Origin of the sequence: uncultured Umboniibacter sp. (genome assembly GCF_947497555.1) — a bacterium.
GTDB lineage: Bacteria > Pseudomonadota > Gammaproteobacteria > Pseudomonadales > DSM-25080 > Umboniibacter.
Map to the genome: position 1 here is coordinate 541148 of NZ_CANMGY010000001.1, position 19239 is coordinate 560386.

General features: G+C 47.6%; 20 protein-coding genes. 17 read left to right on the forward strand and 3 right to left on the reverse strand.

Annotation, left to right across the window (positions count from 1 at the left end):
• Window positions 1-3: 3 nt before the first annotated feature.
• The 3 genes from recF to dnaA are packed head-to-tail and all read right to left on the reverse strand — an operon-like array spanning window position 4 to window position 3835.
• Entirely contained in the window at window positions 4-1098 is a 1095-nt protein-coding gene (gene recF / locus Q0698_RS02395) for a DNA replication/repair protein RecF (protein WP_298633342.1), read from the reverse strand.
• A 12-nt stretch (window positions 1099-1110) separates the two neighbouring features.
• Window positions 1111-2214, reverse strand: a complete 1104-nt coding sequence (gene dnaN, locus Q0698_RS02400) for a DNA polymerase III subunit beta (protein ID WP_298633344.1) — start codon at window positions 2212-2214, stop codon at window positions 1111-1113.
• Window positions 2215-2254: 40 nt separating this feature from the next.
• Window positions 2255-3835: a chromosomal replication initiator protein DnaA gene (gene dnaA, locus Q0698_RS02405; protein ID WP_298633346.1), complete on the reverse strand. Its 1581-nt coding sequence runs from the start codon at window positions 3833-3835 to the stop codon at window positions 2255-2257.
• A gap of 284 nt (window positions 3836-4119) precedes the next feature.
• On the opposite strand from dnaA, the gene rpmH reads away from it, so the two are divergent.
• From rpmH to atpD, 17 genes are all read left to right on the forward strand, one after another.
• Window positions 4120-4254, forward strand: coding sequence for a 50S ribosomal protein L34 (gene rpmH / locus Q0698_RS02410; protein ID WP_121875478.1), 135 nt, complete (start codon window positions 4120-4122; stop codon window positions 4252-4254).
• Between the two features lie 41 nt (window positions 4255-4295).
• On the forward strand, window positions 4296-4676 hold the full coding sequence (gene rnpA, locus Q0698_RS02415) for a ribonuclease P protein component (RefSeq protein ID WP_298633349.1): 381 nt from the start codon (window positions 4296-4298) through the stop codon (window positions 4674-4676).
• Window positions 4642-4899: a membrane protein insertion efficiency factor YidD gene (yidD, locus tag Q0698_RS02420; RefSeq protein ID WP_298633351.1), complete on the forward strand. Its 258-nt coding sequence runs from the start codon at window positions 4642-4644 to the stop codon at window positions 4897-4899. The genes rnpA and yidD overlap by 35 nt, the downstream gene beginning before the upstream one ends.
• Before the next feature lie 6 nt (window positions 4900-4905).
• The gene (yidC, locus tag Q0698_RS02425) at window positions 4906-6543 is read left to right on the forward strand and encodes a membrane protein insertase YidC (protein ID WP_298633352.1); all 1638 of its coding nucleotides are present in this window, start codon (window positions 4906-4908) and stop codon (window positions 6541-6543) included.
• 77 nt (window positions 6544-6620) lie between these two features.
• Window positions 6621-7967 (forward strand): tRNA uridine-5-carboxymethylaminomethyl(34) synthesis GTPase MnmE, encoded by a 1347-nt coding sequence (mnmE, locus tag Q0698_RS02430; RefSeq protein WP_298633354.1) that lies wholly within the window; start codon window positions 6621-6623, stop codon window positions 7965-7967.
• 352 nt (window positions 7968-8319) lie between these two features.
• Complete coding sequence (mnmG, locus tag Q0698_RS02435; RefSeq protein WP_298633356.1) at window positions 8320-10194, forward strand: tRNA uridine-5-carboxymethylaminomethyl(34) synthesis enzyme MnmG; 1875 nt, start codon at window positions 8320-8322, stop codon at window positions 10192-10194.
• Complete coding sequence (gene rsmG / locus Q0698_RS02440) at window positions 10187-10810, forward strand: 16S rRNA (guanine(527)-N(7))-methyltransferase RsmG (RefSeq protein WP_298633358.1); 624 nt, start codon at window positions 10187-10189, stop codon at window positions 10808-10810. Before mnmG ends, rsmG begins: the two co-directional genes overlap by 8 nt.
• A gap of 10 nt (window positions 10811-10820) precedes the next feature.
• Window positions 10821-11603 carry a ParA family protein gene (locus tag Q0698_RS02445; protein ID WP_298633360.1) on the forward strand — a complete coding sequence of 261 codons (783 nt, stop codon included), beginning with the start codon at window positions 10821-10823 and terminating at the stop codon, window positions 11601-11603.
• A gap of 3 nt (window positions 11604-11606) precedes the next feature.
• Window positions 11607-12482, forward strand: a complete 876-nt coding sequence (locus tag Q0698_RS02450; protein ID WP_298633362.1) for a ParB/RepB/Spo0J family partition protein — start codon at window positions 11607-11609, stop codon at window positions 12480-12482.
• A 115-nt stretch (window positions 12483-12597) separates the two neighbouring features.
• Window positions 12598-12978 (forward strand): ATP synthase subunit I, encoded by a 381-nt coding sequence (locus Q0698_RS02455; RefSeq protein WP_298633364.1) that lies wholly within the window; start codon window positions 12598-12600, stop codon window positions 12976-12978.
• Window positions 12979-13018: 40 nt separating this feature from the next.
• Window positions 13019-13954, forward strand: a complete 936-nt coding sequence (gene atpB / locus Q0698_RS02460; protein WP_298633366.1) for a F0F1 ATP synthase subunit A — start codon at window positions 13019-13021, stop codon at window positions 13952-13954.
• Between the two features lie 57 nt (window positions 13955-14011).
• A complete protein-coding gene (gene atpE / locus Q0698_RS02465; protein WP_121875468.1) occupies window positions 14012-14239 on the forward strand; it encodes a F0F1 ATP synthase subunit C in 228 nt (75 codons plus the stop codon).
• 56 nt (window positions 14240-14295) lie between these two features.
• Window positions 14296-14766, forward strand: a complete 471-nt coding sequence (locus Q0698_RS02470; RefSeq protein ID WP_298633368.1) for a F0F1 ATP synthase subunit B — start codon at window positions 14296-14298, stop codon at window positions 14764-14766.
• Window positions 14767-14778: 12 nt separating this feature from the next.
• Entirely contained in the window at window positions 14779-15315 is a 537-nt protein-coding gene (locus Q0698_RS02475; protein ID WP_298633370.1) for a F0F1 ATP synthase subunit delta, read from the forward strand.
• Between the two features lie 25 nt (window positions 15316-15340).
• Entirely contained in the window at window positions 15341-16885 is a 1545-nt protein-coding gene (atpA, locus tag Q0698_RS02480) for a F0F1 ATP synthase subunit alpha (protein ID WP_298633372.1), read from the forward strand.
• 50 nt (window positions 16886-16935) lie between these two features.
• The gene (atpG, locus tag Q0698_RS02485) at window positions 16936-17796 is read left to right on the forward strand and encodes a F0F1 ATP synthase subunit gamma (protein ID WP_298633374.1); all 861 of its coding nucleotides are present in this window, start codon (window positions 16936-16938) and stop codon (window positions 17794-17796) included.
• A gap of 47 nt (window positions 17797-17843) precedes the next feature.
• On the forward strand, window positions 17844-19220 hold the full coding sequence (atpD, locus tag Q0698_RS02490) for a F0F1 ATP synthase subunit beta (protein WP_298633376.1): 1377 nt from the start codon (window positions 17844-17846) through the stop codon (window positions 19218-19220).
• The last annotated feature ends 19 nt before the right edge of the window (window positions 19221-19239 follow it).

The window sequence follows — 19239 nt, forward strand, 5'->3', positions numbered from 1 at the left end:
TTATTATTTAATACTACCATGTTCCACGTGGAACACAGCTAGGTTTGTCTCGATATCAGACGACCTCAAACCTTCGGCAACAATCGATTCAAGCGACTCATCGACGCCAGTAAGAAAGATCTGTTCACCCAATTCGGCGAGAAGTGGTATGAGCTGCGAAAAATTTCGCGCATCAAGCTCACTCGACAGGTCATCTAACAGAAAAATAGGCTTCCTTTGATGCGCATCAAAGTAGACGCCCGCCTGTGCTAACTTCAACGCAATGATTAGCATCTTCTGCTGACCACGCGACAGTACCTTCTCTGCACCAAAACGTCCGCTCCGAAGCCTAATATCAGCTCGATGAGGCCCGACCGACGTATACCCTAACTGCCCATCTTTTTGTCTATTTGCAACAAGCAGCTCAGCTAAGTCTCCTCTATAACCCTGTGAGAAACTTATATTCGGCAAGTCCCAACCCGTAATGCGCTCAACAATTACCTGAAATCGCTCAAAGAGCTTTTCGAAGTAGGCCTCTCGAAGATCCGTTATAGAAGCCCCACAGGCGCTCATCTCAGCTTCCCACGGTGCGAGTTCTTGCTCGGATAGTATACCACTTTTAAGGAGCTTATTCCGCTGATTTAACGCCCTTTGATAGCGTTGCCATAATTTCAGGAATGTATGTTCCACGTGGAACACACCCCAATCTATGAAGCTACGTCGAACCACCGGCCCCCCATCCATCAAAACGAACAGTCCAGGTTCAATTAACAAAATAGGCAGCGTGCGTGCCAGCTCCGAAGGACTCCTAAAATTGACCTCATCAATCCGATAGAGTGACTCATCGGACCGACTCTTCTTAACAGCAAGTTTATGAACTCGATTGGCGTCTACAACAACCTCAGCAAAGCATACCGTCTCCGACTCTTCGTGCGCGATAACCGGCTTTATCTGCCTGCTTCGAAAACTTCGACCCGTTGAGAGAAGATGGCAAGCCTCAAGAAACGAGGTCTTACCCGAACCATTTGGCCCAATAATGAGATTAAAATGAGAAAAGCCCCGAACATCTGCGTTAGCGATATTACGGAGCCCCTGGATAATAAGACGATTTAAATGCATTAAGTGTCTTGCTTAAAGGCGCATTGGCATTACAACATACTGAGCGTCAGTCGAATCACCCGCCTGAATAAGGACGCTTGACGTTGAATCGGCCATGATAAGCTTAGCTTCGTCGCTACCCAACACCGCCAATACGTCAAGAACATAATTAACGTTGAAGCCAATCTCAATAAAGTCGCCATCAAAATTAACTTCTTCTTGAACCTCGGCCTCTTCTTGCTCTGGGTTGTTGGCCACCACCGTCATAAGGTTATCTTTAACGCTCACTCGAACCCCTCGATACTTCTCGTTCGATAGGATGGCAGCGCGAGAAAAGACCGAACGGAGTGATTCACGATCTCCCAACACAATATTCGTCCCACCCTTAGGCAGCACACGGTTATAATCAGGGAACTTTCCATCGACCAATTTAGAAATAAAGGAATACTGATCTGAAACCATGTGAATGTGCGAAGCGCTAAAATACAATTCAACAGTCTCATCCGAGTGATCAACAAGGCGTACTAATTCCATTACACCCTTGCGAGGAAGAATACATTGAGACTCTTCACTCATACCTGTCGACATAGGCTCTGTCGCGACCGCCAAACGGTGCCCATCAGTCGCAACAGTTCGAATGAACATAGGTGTTAACTCAAACAACATACCATTGAGGTAGTAGCGAACATCCTGCTGCGCCATAGAAAATGCCGTCGCGTCAATAAGTCTGCGAAGCACGCGTTGCGCTATGACCAACTTACTCCCATCTTCTCCCGCTTCCACCTTCGGAAACTCCGAAGCAGGCAACGTAGACAGAGTAAAACGACTTCGACCGCAACGAACAACAACTTTAGCGTCATCTTCAGCGAAGTGGATTAACTGATCATCGGGAAGAGCCTTACAGATATCGAGTAGTTTTTTGGCGGGAACCGTCACCGCGCCAGCCGCCTCACAACTCTCGATTTCCACTCTACCACTCATCTCAACTTCAAGGTCCGTACCAGTAAGTGAAAGCGATTGTCCTTCAGCCGAAAGCAAAACATTTGCAAGTATCGGCAACGTTTGGCGCTTCTCGACAACACTTGCAACCTGCTGAAGTGGCTTAAGTAAAGCATCACGCTGAACTGTAAATTTCATTTAAATGAACTCCCCTGTGAATCTATTCATACTTAAAGCTTTAACTTGTTAAACTGCGATGAAGCGTCTCAAAATCATCCCGTACATCCGAATCAGATAACTTCAGCTCTTTAATTTTTTTACAGGCGTGCAAAACGGTAGTGTGATCACGCCCTCCGAAATATTCGCCGATCTCCGGAAAACTATGACTAGTGAGCTCTTTAGCTAGTGCCATAGCTAGCTGTCGTGGTCTGGCAATCGATCTAGTACGACGCTTCGACAACAGCTCCGATAACTTCAATTTATAGTACTCAGCGACGGTCCGCTGAATATTATCAACGCTCACCTGCTTATCTTGAATAGCTAAAAGATCTCGCAGGGCATCGCGAATAAGCGCTATAGATATCGGCTGACCAACAAAGCGGGCGTGAGCCACGACACGAGTCAGCGCTCCCTCAAGTTCACGCACATGAGAGCGTATTCGCTGAGCGATAAAGAACGCAGCGTCATCGGGAAGAACCATTTTCTGCAGGGCCGCTTTCTTCATTAAAATAGCAACGCGAGTCTCAAGCTCTGGAGGCTCTACCGCAACCGTCAAACCCCACTCAAAACGACTCTTCAAACGCGCCTCGAGACCACTGATTTCCTTAGGGTAGCGGTCGCTCGTGACGATAATTTGTTGACCGCCTTCAAGTAACGCATTAAAGGTGTGAAAGAATTCTTCCTGAGTTCGATCCTTACCTGCGAAAAACTGAATATCATCAATCAGTAGTGCGTCCATTGAGCGGTAGTAACGCTTGAATTCGGACATTGCGTTCAACTGAAGCGCCTTCACCATATCAGCAACAAAGCGCTCTGATCGGAGGTATAGTACTTTTGCATTAGGCTTTTGACGAACAATCTCGTTACCCACAGCTTGCATAAGGTGAGTTTTCCCCAAGCCGACATCGCCGTAAATAAACAATGGGTTATATTGGCCAGCAGCCCCAGGGTTCTCGGCCACCTGTCTCGCTGCTGCTGCTGCCAGCTGGTTAGATTTACCAATAACGAAACTATCGAAATCAAATAGCGGGTTAAGTAATGAATTATGTGAGTCAGGAGTTGTCTTCGGCGAAGGTATTGTCACTGAAGCGGATGGTGTTAGCTGGAAGACATCGGCTTCCGGTAGAATCTCTTTCGGCTCATTGACCTCACCAAGCTCCAGTAAACCTCTACTAATGGCGGCCACATCTAAATCTGAACTTAACGGTCCGATACTAGGTGATAAAACCACCTTTTCCTGCTTGAGCTCTAAGCTAGACTCACCGGGTTGGTTATCGCTAACTAACCCCGATAACCGCTTCTTAAGGGCACTCTTACCTCGGTTTCTCCTAAAAACAGGTCGTTTACTCGACGATTTTTCTATCGCTGCAACAGTAAAAATCACCTGTTTAGGCTGTCCCAAAGAAATCAAAACAGCCTCAACGTGAGCACTAAACTGTTGTGTTGCCCAATCCTTAACAAAACGATTAGGCGCCGCTAAAGTTAAGGTGTCGTCGGTGGAAGAGACACAGGCAAGCGGAGCCAACCAAGTTGTGTACTGCTGTTTGGGTATCTGTGCCTGCAATTGTTCCAGGCATGACGCCCACAAAGAAGAACTCACTTAACAACACCTTAATTATTATTCTGGAATAACTTACCCACAATTGTGCCACAAATGTTCAGGTTTATACACATTTAATACGGTAAAAAAGGGCCCAAGATAAGGGGTTTGCGCTACTGTTATCCACAACCACTTGTGAGTATACTGTGGGGATTCTGTGCACGAGTTGTGCATGAAATATTTGCTGTTTTTATCAACAAAGTCGTTGCGCTGGTCGGTAATCTGCCATACAATGCGCGCTCAATTTTTGAGCTTCGCGTGATTCGCAACTATAGGAATCTATTATGAAACGCACATTTCAACCAAGCGTTCTGAAGCGCAAGCGTACTCACGGTTTCCGTGCTCGCATGGCAACAGCCAACGGTCGTCAGGTTATTAACCGTCGCCGTGCGAAGGGTCGCAAGCGTCTCACTGTCTAATTTCTTTAGACATTTTAATCGCTAATTGAGTAGGTAGAACAGTGGCCGAATTAAACTTTGGTAAGCAGCTCCGTCTACTCAATTCAGCCGATTATCAATCCGTTTTCGATACTGTAAAACACAAAGCCTTTACTAAAGAGGTGATGTTGCTTGCAGCCGAAAACGGTTTTGATACTCCCCGCTTAGGTATCATCATCTCTCGAAAAGTCTCTAAACGCGCGGTTGATAGAAACCGAATAAAGCGTCAGATTCGTGAACACTTCCGCTTAAAACAACATGAATTGCCCGCAATGGACGTCATTGCGTTGGTTAAGCCACCTGCTAAAGGCGCTGATAATGCCTTTCTTCAACAGCAACTTAACTATCTTTGGCGAAAGTTGAACAAAAATGTGCAAAAAGAAGTCAAAACACCGCATAATTAAGCGCTTGTTCGCGCTCTATCGCTATCTATTTAGCCCCTGGGTTGGGAACAGCTGTCGATTCTATCCTACATGTTCTGCTTATACAGAACTTGCAATAGACCGCCACGGCCTAATAAAAGGCAGTTACTTGGGTTTTATAAGAATCCTAAAATGTAACCCTTGGCACCCTGGCGGATTCGACGAAGTACCAGATAACAAAAAACTCACTAACAAAGAGCAGTAGTATTTTATGGATTGGTTACGTAACACTTTACTAATCGGCATGGTTGGCGTTGTCATGGCACTGGTTTTCCAGTGGTCAAACTTCACCCCGCCTGAATCAGCCGTAGCGCAGTCGACCAATAGTGCAGCAATGCCTAGCGACACCCCAGCGACCAATAGCGCTAGCGATGTGCCAAGTGCCATTAGCAATGAACAACAACCTGAGATTCTGGTATCAACGGACCTCATTAAAGTAACTACTCCTCAGCTTTACGTGGAAATCAACCCCGTAGGTGGTGATATTGAAACGGTCTCCCTGATTGACCATACCCTGGATCAAGAAACTGGCGATCCATTGCCTCTGCTTCTTAACCGCCCGGGGAATGTTTATATCGCTCAAAGCGGTTTAATTGGTGCTAATGGTACCGATGGCGCTGGCGCTCGCCCCACTTTTGATAGTGAAGCGCGCGAGTACACATTAAGTAGTGACTCACTCTCAGTTGATCTGACGTTTGAACAGGCATCAGGCGTTACCATTATTAAGCGATTCACCTTCACTGAAGGTGAGCACACGATTGATGTTAACTATCTAGTCGATAACCGAGCTTCCACGGAATGGCGCGGTTACTTTTATGGCCAGATAAAACGCGATACCTCAGCACCGTTAATCGACAATGATGGCGCGATGCAGCCCTTCTTAGGAATGGCGACGACTAAACAGGATGAGAATTTCGTTAAACGCGACTTCGAAGACCTTAGCGAAACCAAATACAGTGCCAATGTTAATGGTGGTTGGGTTGCTATGGTTCAGCACTATTTCATTAGTGCTTGGGTACCAACAACGGAAGGGACTAATCGTTTCTATGGCGAGCCGATGGCCAACGGTTTCTATCGCTTAGGGTTCACTAGTGATCAGCAAATCATCGCTGCCGGTGAATCCGCTACTTTTGGTGCTACCTTCTATGCTGGACCAAAAGATCAGGAAAAGCTCTCTGAACTTGGCGAATACCTTGATCTCACCGTGGATTATGGTTGGTTGTGGTGGATTGCTAAGCCGTTATTCGCAGCATTGGACCTATTCCATGACTTACTTGGCAACTGGGGCTTCGCAATTATTGCGCTAACTATCCTGATTAAGGGCTTGTTCTACTACCCGTCAGCAATTAGTTACCGGTCGATGGCGACCATGCGTAAGTTCACCCCTCGTATTCAAGAAATTCGTGAACGCTACTCCGATGACCGTCAGCAACAGCAAAAAGCTATGATGGAGCTATACAAACAAGAGAAGATCAACCCGATGGCTGGTTGCTTGCCCATTCTCTTGCAGATGCCCGTATTCATTGCCCTATATTGGATGCTTGCGGAGAGTGTCGAGCTTCGACATGCACCGTTTGTACTTTGGATTCAAGATTTATCAATTAAGGACCCTTACTTTGTATTGCCAGTAGCAATGGGCGTAGTCATGTTCTTACAGCAACGCTTAAACCCAACTCCTCCTGATCCGATGCAGGCAAAGATTATGCAATTTATGCCAATTATCTTTACCTTCTTCTTTATGTTCTTCCCAGCGGGTTTGGTGCTTTACTGGCTGTTCAATAGCTTGATCTCAATGTTGCAGCAAATCTACGTCTATCGCGGCATTGAAAAGGACGCTGCGAAGACATAGCGGTATCAGCTACACTGAACGAATAAATATAAAGCCGCTTCATTAGCGGCTTTTTTACACAGGTACCAAAGTTAACTATGAATTTAGATCACGACACTATCTGCGCTATAGCCACGCCACCTGGACGAGGTGGAGTGGGCATTGTTCGATTGTCAGGTCCCCATGCAAGGGAGATTGCCTCTGAACTAGTGGATCATGACCTCAAGCCTCGACACGCCCACTACGGCCATTTTAAAGACGATGAGGTACTCGATACCGGCATCTGCATTTTCTTCCCGGGACCTAATTCGTTTACCGGAGAGGATGTCGTGGAGTTTCAGGGGCATGGCGGACCAATCCTGCTAGATAGGGTCATCCGAGCACTTATAAAGCGGAATGCTAGAGTGGCTCGCCCAGGTGAATTTAGTGAGCGTGCGTTTTTGAACGGTAAACTCGACTTAGCTCAAGCTGAGGCGGTAGCTGATCTAATCAACGCTTCAACCGAACAGGCTGCTCGAGGAGCATTACAGTCATTAGACGGCGTGTTCTCCAATAGAATTAATGCCCTGGTAGCGCAGCTCACTTATCTTCGCGTTTACGTTGAAGCTGCCATCGATTTTCCCGATGAGGAGATCGACTTCCTAAGTGATGGAAAAATACAGGGTATGGCCGAAGCGCTTCGCGATGAATTTAATAGTGTGTTAGCTACAGCGAGGCAAGGCGCGCTGCTACGTGATGGCATGACGGTTGTGATAGCCGGCCGACCCAATGCTGGGAAGTCCAGCTTACTCAATGCGCTCACCGGCAAGGATAGCGCCATTGTAACGAACATCGCAGGGACTACCCGAGACGTGCTCCGCGAAGTAATCGACCTTGATGGTTTGCCGGTGCATGTTGTTGATACTGCAGGACTCCGCGATGCACCAGATGTGGTTGAGAGGGAGGGGATTAAACGCGCCTATGACGAAATTGAGCGAGCTGACCACATCCTCCTAGTTCGTGACCTAACTACCCCTAGTGAAGAGCCTGACTGGCCTAGCGACATCCCTCAACCTCAGCATATACCGCTAACAACCGTTCTCAATAAGTGTGACCTAGCAGGAATTCAGCCTGGCATCGAATATAACAACCAGCAAGCGGAGGTTACCCTCTCGGCTGCAACAGGTGGAGGTGTTTCTCTGCTCCGCCAGCATCTCAAAGACTCAGTTGGCTTTCAAACGGCTGGAGAGGGCGCTTTTATGGCTCGACGACGACATATCGACGCACTAGAAAGAGCATTACGAAGCGTTGAAGACGGACTATTCCAACTCTTTGAAGCGCATGCTGGTGAACTGCTCGCCGAAGATCTTCGTTTAGCTCAGAAAGCACTCGGGGAAATCACCGGCCAAGTGACGAGCGACGACTTACTGGGCCACATATTTGGTTCGTTCTGCATCGGAAAATGATGGGATAAGCCAGGTATAACTCGGTCGTTTAGCTGTGAACTAAGCGAGGATGAAAATGTGCACAACTTCTGGGTCTCGCAAGGTTGTGTATAACCCCCCATTCCATCCCCAGCTTGTACCCGCTTATCACCAGTTACTCAGATAGATTAGCAACAGGGTAAATAGCGCTGAAGGAATCTATATTGTTAGCTTTTAGTTAATTATCCACAGAAAAAGTGCCCCTTAATAACAACAACAATAAAAACTAATCAATAATCCTTAAAAATAATCTTACTTAATAGTGTATTTACAGATTATGTGCATCTTCGAGCTTAGCGTATAATGAAATCCCAAAACCTCATGGATTGATATCGTGATACACCCAAAGTCATTTGACGTTATAATCATTGGCGGTGGCCACGCTGGCACCGAAGCCGCTTTAGCTGCCGCCCGAATGGGCTGCGCTACGCTGCTCCTAACCCATAACATTGAAACGCTGGGTCAGATGTCCTGTAACCCAGCCATTGGTGGGATTGGCAAATCACATCTGGTCAAAGAGGTCGACGCACTCGATGGCGCCATGGCGTTAGCTACCGACAAGGCGGGTATTCAGTTTCGCGTGTTGAATTCACGCAAGGGTCCAGCGGTTCGTGCTACTCGTGCGCAAGCGGATAGAACCCTCTATCGAAACGCCATTCGCGAGCAATTAGAAAACCAAGAAAACTTAACGATTTTCCAGCAGGCGGTTACTGACCTAAGAATGGATGGTAATCGTGTCGTGGGCGTTGAGACTCAAATGGGGTTGAGTTTCAACGGTAAGACCGTTGTGTTAACAGCTGGGACCTTCCTCGGCGGAACAATCCATATTGGTCTTCAGAATCAATCGGGTGGTCGCGCGGGAGATCCGCCATCCATAGCCTTGGCTGAACGTTTACAGGCAATGCCGCTGCGAGTGGATAGACTCAAAACGGGTACACCTCCACGGATAGATGCCAAGACTGTCGATTTCTCAAAAATGGCTCAACAGTGGGGCGATACACCAACGCCAGTTATGAGTTACATGGGAAATCGTGGCATGCAGCCAGAGCAAATTTGCTGTTACATCACTCATACCAATGAGCGTACTCACGAAATTATCCGTGATGGACTTGACCGCTCTCCCATGTACACAGGGGTAATTGAGGGTGTAGGACCACGCTATTGCCCGTCAATTGAAGATAAGATTATGCGTTTTGCGGACAAGGATTCGCATCAGGTATTTGTTGAGCCAGAAGGGCTTACGACGCACGAACTTTACCCGAACGGGATATCAACTAGCCTGCCGTTTGATATTCAGTTGGCTGCAGTTCAGAGTATGCTCGGTTTCGAAAATGCACATATTACTCGCCCAGGTTATGCCATTGAATATGACTTTTTTAACCCGCAGGACCTCAAGCCAACGCTAGAAACCCGCTGTATTGAAGGTTTGTTCTTCGCGGGGCAAATTAACGGTACCACCGGCTATGAAGAGGCTGCCGCCCAGGGGCTTCTCGCTGGCGCTAACGCAGCGGGGCAGGTGAAGGGCTACCAGCCATTGATTTTCCGTCGGGACGAAGCATATACCGGGGTGTTGGTAGATGATTTGATTACCCAGGGAACTCGCGAGCCGTATCGTATGTTTACCTCACGGGCAGAATATCGATTACTGCTGCGCGAAGATAACGCCGATCAGCGTCTAACCGATATGGGAAGGCAATATGGGTTAATTAGTGACGCCCGTTGGGATGCGTTCTCGCGCAAGCGCGATGCAGTTGCTAGCGAGATGGAACGTCTTAGAACGACTTACGTTCACCCCAATACGCCAGCTGCCACCGATCTTGCTGAGCGTGGTGAGGCAATTCAGCGAGAGCAGAGCCTACTCGATTTGTTAAAGCGCCCCAAGCTTAACTATGCGGCTGTCGGTTCCCTAAGCGGTGAGTCGGTTACCGACGAACAGGTTGCAGAGCAAGTCGAGATTGGCGCTAAGTATGCCGGTTATATTGCGCGCCAACAGGAAGAGATAGATCGCTTACATCGTTCGGAGGACATTAAGATTCCTGTGGAATTTAATTATGATACTGTTGATGGGCTTTCGAATGAGATTCGGCAGAAGTTAAATGACGTCAAGCCGTTAACCTTAGGGCAAGCTGGACGAATATCTGGCGTAACCCCTGCTGCGGTTGGCTTGCTGTTGATTTACATAAAGCGTGGAGCAAAGCGCAGTGCGTGATGTGATTCAGCGTCAAATCGAGGTGGGTCTAGACCATCTGAAACTAGCCGTACCTGCCACTGACAAGCTCGCTCAGTTTGTGACATTAATGGATAAGTGGAACAAAGCTTATAATCTCACTTCGGTGCGAAATGCTGAGGCAATGGTGCCGAGACATATTCTCGATTCACTTGTGGTAATGCCCCACTTAGAGGGTGCTCGATTTATCGATGTTGGCACGGGCCCGGGCCTCCCTGGGTTACCGCTTGCGATTGCTATGCCTGATAGCCACTTCACTTTGCTTGATAGTAACGGTAAGCGCACTCGATTCATGTTTCAAGCGGTGTTGGAATTAGGATTGAAGAACGTCGAGATTGTAAACTCGCGAGTGGAGGCGTATCAGCCGGAAGTGCCCTTCGATGGCGTATTGAGTCGCGCCTTTGCAAGTTTGAGTGATATGTTACGGTGGTGTGCCCACTTACCCGCTCCCGATGGTAAGTTTTTCGCCCTAAAAGCACATTTAAGCGAAGATGAGTTGAGTGAAGTTCCGAAAAGCTTTAAGGTCAATAAACAAATTCAGTTGTCAGATTACGATACCGATCGCACCCGTCAGATGGTTGTGCTCGAGTCGCTTTAGGGAGTAGTGTTTGGCTAGATTATTTGCGATCACCAATCAGAAGGGCGGTGTTGGCAAGACGACCACCAGTATTAACTTGGCTGCGTCGCTTGCGGCCACCAAAAAACGCGTACTGTTGGTTGATATGGATCCGCAGGGTAACGCCACCATGGGAGTGGGCGTGGATAAGTACGACTTATTTCTCTCTGTCCTCGATGTGCTTGTTGGTGAATGCGATGCCAAAGAGGCTATCCAGCGTGATGGTTCGAAGCAGTTTGATGTGTTGCCTGCCAATGCTGATCTGACGGCAGCAGAGGTCGAGTTGCTAGATATTGACCATAAAGAAACACGTCTAGCCAGAGCACTTACCGGTATTCAAGCAGACTACGATTTTATCATTATTGATTGTCCACCGTCGCTGAATATGCTGACGGTTAATGCCCTGGCCGCTGCAGATTCGATTCTCGTGCCAATGCAGTGCGAATACTATGCACTAGAGGGATTATCCTCCCTCGTTGATACCATCAACAAAATACAGCGCGTCATTAACCCGAACCTCCATCTTGAGGGGATTCTGCGGACCATGTATGACCCAAGAAACTCGCTGACTAATGAAGTTTCTCAGCAGTTAAAAGATTATTTTGGCGATCGTTTGTATCGAACAGTCATACCGAGGAATGTCCGCCTGGCCGAGGCGCCGAGCTATGGCCTTCCGGTGTTGAACTATGATCGGCAGTCAAAGGGGGCGATAGCCTACCTCGCGTTAGCGGGAGAAGTTATCCGAAGGGCTGAACAAATAGCGATGAGTGCATAGGATATGGCGCAAAAAAAAGCAAAACTTGGACGTGGTTTGGATGCCCTATTAGCGGTGAAGTCTGCAGTGGATCAGCCTGTAGAGGATGCCACTGAGCCCACCATTGCGAGTGAGCTAAAGCAACTTCCTATCGAGATGATATCGCGATCCCCCTATCAACCTCGTAAAGAATTCGACGAGCAGGCGCTTGAAGAGCTTGCAATGTCAATCCGTGAGCAGGGGTTAATGCAGCCAATTGTGGTTCGCAAAACCGCAACGCAGTATGAGCTAGTAGCTGGCGAACGCAGATGGCGCGCTTGCCAAGCGTTGCAAATGGCCACCATTCCCGCACTAGTTCGCAATATCGACGACAACGAAGCGGCCGCGATGGCGCTCATTGAGAATATTCAGCGCGAAGACCTTAATGCGATGGAGCAGGCGGTTGCCTTCAATCGACTCAAAGACGCCTTCGATTTGACTCATGCCGAAGTGGCTGAAGCGGTAGGTAAGAATCGCGCTACGGTAACTAATTTACTTCGCCTTCTGACCTTGGCCGGAGATGTACAAACCTTTTTAGAGAATGGTGATCTAGAAATGGGTCATGCCAGAGCATTACTCGCATTGGATGTTGATAAACAACGCGATGCTGCAGAGTTTGTTATCGCTAAACGCCTCTCGGTTCGACAAACTGAGGATCATGTCAGAGGGTTGTTAGCGGGGAAGTCTGTTAAGTCAGTTGAAGTAAAGTCGGATCCCGACGTGATACGTTTAATGGAGTCGCTGTCGGAACGCATTGGTGTTCCTGTGAAAATCACTCAGCGCAAAGGTGGTAAGGGTAAGCTTGAGTTAAGTTATGCGAGTTTAGATGAGCTCGACGGTATTCTAGCGCGCATAAAATAGTCCGTTGGTCGAAAAGCATAATCTTGGTTCGCTTTACGGTTGAATCGCATTCGCGACTCACCTATAATTTGCGCGCTTTGAGCGCAATTACCCACACAGATTAGGTTCGACTTAAGTGGTATTTACAAATAGCAAGAAAATTCGCGAGTTCCCTTGGCGACAATGGCTCGTCCTGCAATCTGTAATAATCACTCTGGTTGCCGCTGTGAGTATTGTTCTCTATTCGGTCGGTCACATGTTGGCCGTCCTTGCTGGCTTATTAATTGCTTTGGTACCCAATGCGATTTTTATCTGGTTTGGTTATCGATTTCAGGGAGCAAAAAACGCCCAGCAAATGGTTGGCTCGTTTTATCAGGGTGAGAGCATAAAGTTCATCTTAACCGCAGTGCTTTTTGCGGCAGCATTTATGTTGGTAGACGGCATCTATGCAATACACATCATCGTTGGATTTATTATTGGCGTTGTTGTGGGATGGGTTGGTTCTATTCGGTTGTAATCCAACTGGGTAGGTAAATAACGGTGTGAGAGAGTACAACATGGCTGGTGAAAACCAAACTCCGCAAGAGTATATACAACACCACTTGCAAAATATGACCTATGGCTTGTTAGAGCCTGGTGCATGTGAGGAAACCTCAGTAAGTTGTGTTGATGGTGTCGAGCCTTATGTTCGCGCTGATGGCACGGTCATTACTGAGCCTACCTGGACGATGGCGCATAGCGCGCAAGAGGCCAAAGACATGGGCTTTAATGCCATTCATGTCGATTCAATGGCTTGGTCTTGGGTGTTGGGATTGTTGTTCATTTTTGCATTTCGAAGTGTCGCTAAGAAAGCAACGACGGGTGTTCCGACGGGCTTTGTTAACTTCGTGGAGATGTGTGTAGAGTTTATTGACTCAACCGTGAAAGATACCTTCTATTATCGCAATCCTTGGATTGCTCCAATGGCGCTTACGGTGTTTTTCTGGATTTTGCTGATGAACACGATGGACTTGGTTCCGGTTGACTGGTTGCCTGGCTTAGCTATGGCGATTGGTGGTGAGCATACCTTTTTCAAGGTTGTGCCAACAACGGATCCTAACGTAACACTAGGTATGGCACTGGCAGTATTCGCTATGGTGATTTACTACAGTATTAAGGAGAAAGGCATTCTTGGCTTTGCTAAAGAATTGGGCCTGCATCCGTTCAACCATATCTTAATGATCCCAGTAAACCTTGTACTTGAGCTAGTGAACTTAATAGCAAAGCCTATTTCTTTGGGCTTGCGTTTGTTCGGTAACCTCTATGCAGGTGAAATGATCTTTATTCTGATTGCTATTATGTTTGGTGCAGGCCTGTTTATGGGTATCTTCGCCGGTGTATTGCAGTGGGCGTGGGCGGTTTTCCACATCCTAGTTATTGTGCTTCAGGCGTTTGTATTCACGGTGCTAGCCGTGGTTTACCTCGCAATGGCGCACGACAGCGAAGAACATTAATTTTTTAACGATAACCTAGCGTCATATATACGCTTAACACTCTACGGGAGTTTTTTTATGGGTCTTCTATACATTGCAGCAGCGCTAATGATTGGTTTGGGTGCTTTAGGTACCGCAATCGGTTTTGGTATCTTGGGTGGTAAGCTACTTGAAGGTGCTGCACGTCAGCCAGAAATGACACCAATGTTACAGGGTAAGATGTTCCTTATCGCTGGTCTGCTTGATGCGGTACCAATGATCGGTGTAGGTCTTGCTATGTACTTGATGTTCGCGGTTCAGATTTAATCTTTGTTAGCAATGAATAAATCTGTCACCAATTTAATGAGAAATGGGGTGGCCCTGTGAATATCAATTATACAATTATCGGTCAGACGATTACTTTCTTCATTTTCGTGGCTTTCGTATTCAAATACGTATGGCCGCCAATTATGGAAGCGATGAAAGAGCGTTCTGAAAAAATTGCCAATGGCCTTGAAGCTGCAGATCGCGCCGAGCGTGATTTGGAGTTGGCACAAGAAGAAGCTGGTAAGAAGTTGCGCGCTGCTAAGCAGGAAGCGCAAACTATTATCGACTCTGCGAATAAGCGCGCTAACCAGATCCTCGATGAGGCGAAGGAAGACGCGCTAGCTGAAGGTGCTCGCCTTAAGGCAGCAGCGGCAGCTGAAGTGGAGCAGGAAGTGAATCGTGCACGTGAAGAGCTTCGCGCTCAAGTGGCTACTCTAGTCATGCAAGGTGCCGAGGCGGTTCTTGGATCTTCAATTGACGCCAAGGCTCATAACGAGCTTGTCAACAAATTGGCTGGTGAGCTGTAAGCGAGGGACAACATGGCAGAACTAAGTACCCTAGCACGCCCATATGCCCGCGCAGCTTTCGAGTTTGCGCAGGAACAGGGTGATTTGGCTGGTTGGGAAGCCATGCTTAACCAAGCGGCCGCGGTTGCTCAAGAAGATGTGGTGGTAAAGCTTTTCAGCTCGCCATCACTTCCGAGTGACCAAATTGCCAAGCAGTTTATCGAGCTTTTAGATAGTGAGCTCAGCGACAAAGGTCAGAATTTTGTTTCGACACTTGCCGCCAATAAGCGTCTTGGTTTGCTACCTGAAATTGCTGCGTTGTTTGCAGTGATGAAAGCGAATATCGAGCGCGCAGTAGATGTTAATGTTAATTCAGCTTTTGAACTAACAGACGATATCAAAGCTAAGCTCGAGAGTGCGTTGGCTACGAATTTAGACCGCCAGGTTCGAGTAACTTCTGACGTCGATCAATCTTTGATCGGTGGTGTTGTTATTAGAGCTGGTGATACCATTATTGACGGTTCCGTGCGTGGGCGTTTAGCTAAGCTCGCCGAAGCGATGAACTCCTGAAGCGTTTAGGACTGAGGGAAAGAGCATGCAGCAACTGAATCCATCTGAGATCAGCGAAATTATTAAGAAGCGCATCGATAGTCTTGATGTTGCAACCGAAGCCCAGAATGAGGGCACAATTGTCTCGGTATCTGACGGTATCGTACGTATCCACGGTCTACAGGACGTGATGTACGGTGAGATGATTGAATTTGAAGGCGGTATCTATGGTATGGCACTTAACCTGGAGCGTGACTCCGTTGGTGCAGTAATCCTAGGTAGTGCAATGAGCTTGGCCGAAGGCCAGCGAGCTCTTTGTACTCGTCGTATTTTAGAAGTACCTGTTGGTACAGAATTACTTGGTCGTGTTGTTGACACGCTAGGTAACGCTATCGACGGTAAAGGTCCAATCGATGCTAAGCAGACATCACCTGTTGAAAAAGTTGCTCCGGGCGTCATTGCACGTGAGCCAGTAGATCAACCTCTACAGACAGGTTTGAAAGCTGTTGATGCAATGGTTCCAATCGGTCGTGGTCAGCGTGAGCTTATCATTGGTGACCGTCAGATTGGTAAATCAGCTGTTGCGATCGATGCGATCATTAACCAGAAAGGTACCGGCGTTAAGTGTATCTATGTTGCGATTGGCCAGAAGCAGTCTTCGATTGCCGCGGTTGTTCGTAAGCTAGAAGAACACGGCGCTATGGACCACACCATTATCGTTGCCGCAGGTGCAGCGGATCCTGCAGCAATGCAGTATCTTGCGCCTTATGCAGGTTGTGCGATGGGTGAATACTTCCGTGACCGCGGTGAAGATGCACTAATTGTCTATGATGATTTGACTAAGCAGGCTTGGGCCTACCGTCAGATTTCATTGCTATTGAAGCGTCCGCCGGGCCGTGAGGCTTACCCTGGTGATGTTTTCTACCTTCACTCACGTCTACTAGAGCGTGCTGCTCGTGTAAACGCGGATTATGTAGAACAGCTAACCAATGGTGAAGTTAAAGGTCAAACGGGATCATTAACAGCACTACCGATTATTGAAACACAAGGTGGTGACGTTTCGGCGTTCGTACCAACTAACGTGATTTCGATTACCGATGGTCAGATCTTCCTTGAGACAAGCTTGTTCAACTCTGGTATTCGTCCGGCAATTAACCCAGGTATCTCGGTATCTCGAGTGGGTGGTGCAGCGCAGACCAAAATTGTTAAGAAATTGTCTGGTGGTATCCGTACCGCTCTAGCACAGTACAACGAACTTGCAGCGTTCTCTCAGTTTGCGTCTGACCTCGATGAGGCTACACGCTCGCAGTTAGAGCATGGTGAGCGAGTTACTGAGCTTATGAAGCAAAACCAGTACTCTCCAATGTCAATTGCAGATATGGCTGTATCGCTATTTGCGGCTGATAAAGGCTATTTGAAAGACGTACCTGTCAACAAGGTATTGGCTTTCGAAGCGGCGCTTCTATCGTACATGGGTACTGAGCATGGCGAGCTAATGGCTCAGATCAACCAGAAGGGTGATTACAACGGCGAGATCGAAGCACAGTTTAACGCGGCGATCGAGAAGTTTAAGGCTACCCAAACCTGGTAATGTGATAGGGGCGAAAGCCTCTATCCCTGATTAAGGAGCAAGGTAACGACATGGCAGGCGCGAAAGAGATTCGTGGTAAAATTGCTAGTATCCAAAGTACGCAAAAAATTACGAGCGCAATGGAAAAAGTTGCCGCAAGTAAAATGCGTAAGTCGCAAGACTTAATGGAACGAAGCAAGCCCTACGCAGAGCGTATTCGATCTGTTATTGGTCACTTGGCCAATGCAAATCCAGAATATAAACATGTTTACATGCATGAACGTGAAGTAAAGCGTGTCGGTTACATCGTGGTATCTTCAGATCGTGGTTTGTGCGGTGGCTTAAACGCTAACGCATTCAAACAGACGATCAAATCGATGCAAGCTTGGTCTAACCAAGAAGTCGAAGTAGATATCTGTGTAGTTGGCGCGAAAGCACAGGCGTTCTTTAAAAGCGTTGGTGGCAACACTGTTGCCTCTGTACGCGACCTGGGTGATGAGCCGGACGCCGCTAACTTAGTTGGTAGTGTTAAGGTTATGTTAGATGCTTATAAGGACGAGAAAATTGATCGTCTATTCATAGTTTCTAACCGTTTCATCAACACAATGACGCAGCAGCCTTATGTTGCGCAATTGGTTCCGCTTGAAAAAGAAGAGTCGGATCAAATGGCGCATCACTGGGATTATATCTATGAGCCAGACGCACAGGCGTTGTTAGATGGCTTATTGGTTCGCTACGTTGAGTCTCAGGTTTACCAGAGTGTTGTCGAAAACAAAGCGTGTGAGCAGGCATCTCGAATGCTGGCTATGAAGAACGCGACCGACAACGCCGGTGGATTAATTGATGATTTGCAGCTGGTGTATAACAAGGCCCGTCAGGCTTCGATTACACAAGAGCTTTCAGAAATTGTTGGTGGAGCGGCTGCAGTTTAATCTGCGGCAGCATTAAGAATTCAGGTTTTGATAAGAGGAAACGGATAATGAGCAGCGGACGTATCGTTCAGATTATCGGTGCCGTGATCGACGTGGAATTCCCGCGTGATTCCGTACCGAAGGTCTACGACGCATTGTTAGTCGAAGAAACTCAATTAACAATCGAAGTTCAGCAGCAGCTTGGTGACGGTGTAGTACGTGGTATTGCCATGGGATCGTCAGAAGGTTTGCGTCGCGGACTAGTAGTTACAAACACAGGTGAGCCGGTATCGGTACCTGTTGGTTCGGCCACACTTGGTCGTATCATGGATGTATTAGGTAATCCAATCGATGAGAAGGGACCTATTGGCGAAGAGGAGCGTTGGGCAATTCACCGTGACGCACCTTCCTATGCTGATCAGTCTTCTTCTGCAGAGCTATTGGAAACTGGTATCAAAGTAATTGACTTGGTTTGCCCATTCGCTAAAGGTGGTAAAGTTGGTCTATTCGGTGGTGCTGGTGTTGGTAAGACCGTTAACATGATGGAGCTTATCCGTAACATCGCAGCTGAACACAGTGGTTACTCTGTTTTCGCCGGTGTTGGTGAGCGTACTCGTGAAGGTAACGATTTCTACCACGAAATGACTGAATCTAACGTTATCGATAAGGTATCGTTGGTTTATGGTCAGATGAATGAGCCACCAGGTAACCGCCTACGTGTTGCACTAACTGGCTTGACCATGGCGGAGAAATTCCGTGACGAAGGTCGTGACGTACTGTTGTTCGTTGACAACATCTACCGTTACACCCTAGCGGGAACTGAGGTATCGGCACTATTGGGTCGTATGCCATCGGCGGTAGGTTACCAGCCAACATTAGCTGAGGAAATGGGCGTTCTTCAGGAACGTATTACCTCAACTAAGACAGGCTCTATTACGTCTGTTCAGGCGGTATACGTACCTGCGGATGATTTGACCGATCCATCTCCAGCAACAACCTTCTCGCACTTGGATGCAACGGTAGTACTTAGCCGTAATATTGCCTCTTTGGGTATTTACCCTGCGGTTGATCCATTGGATTCAACTTCACGTCAGCTTGATCCTCAGATCGTTGGTAACGAGCATTACGAAGTTGCCCGTGGCGTTCAGCAGACTCTTCAGCGTTACAAAGAGTTGAAGGACATCATTGCGATTCTAGGTATGGATGAGCTATCTGAAGAAGATAAGATGGTTGTAGCCCGAGCACGTAAGATTGAGAAGTATCTTTCTCAGCCGTTCTTCGTTGCAGAAGTATTTACTGGTTCACCCGGCAAGTACGTTCCGCTGAAGGAAACAATTCGTGGATTTAAAGGCATTCTCGATGGTGAGTTTGATCACCTTCCAGAAGGTTCTTTCTACATGGTTGGTTCTATCGACGAAGCTGTTGAGAAAGCAGCTAAAGCATAAGCCGATCGGAGGGCTGGAA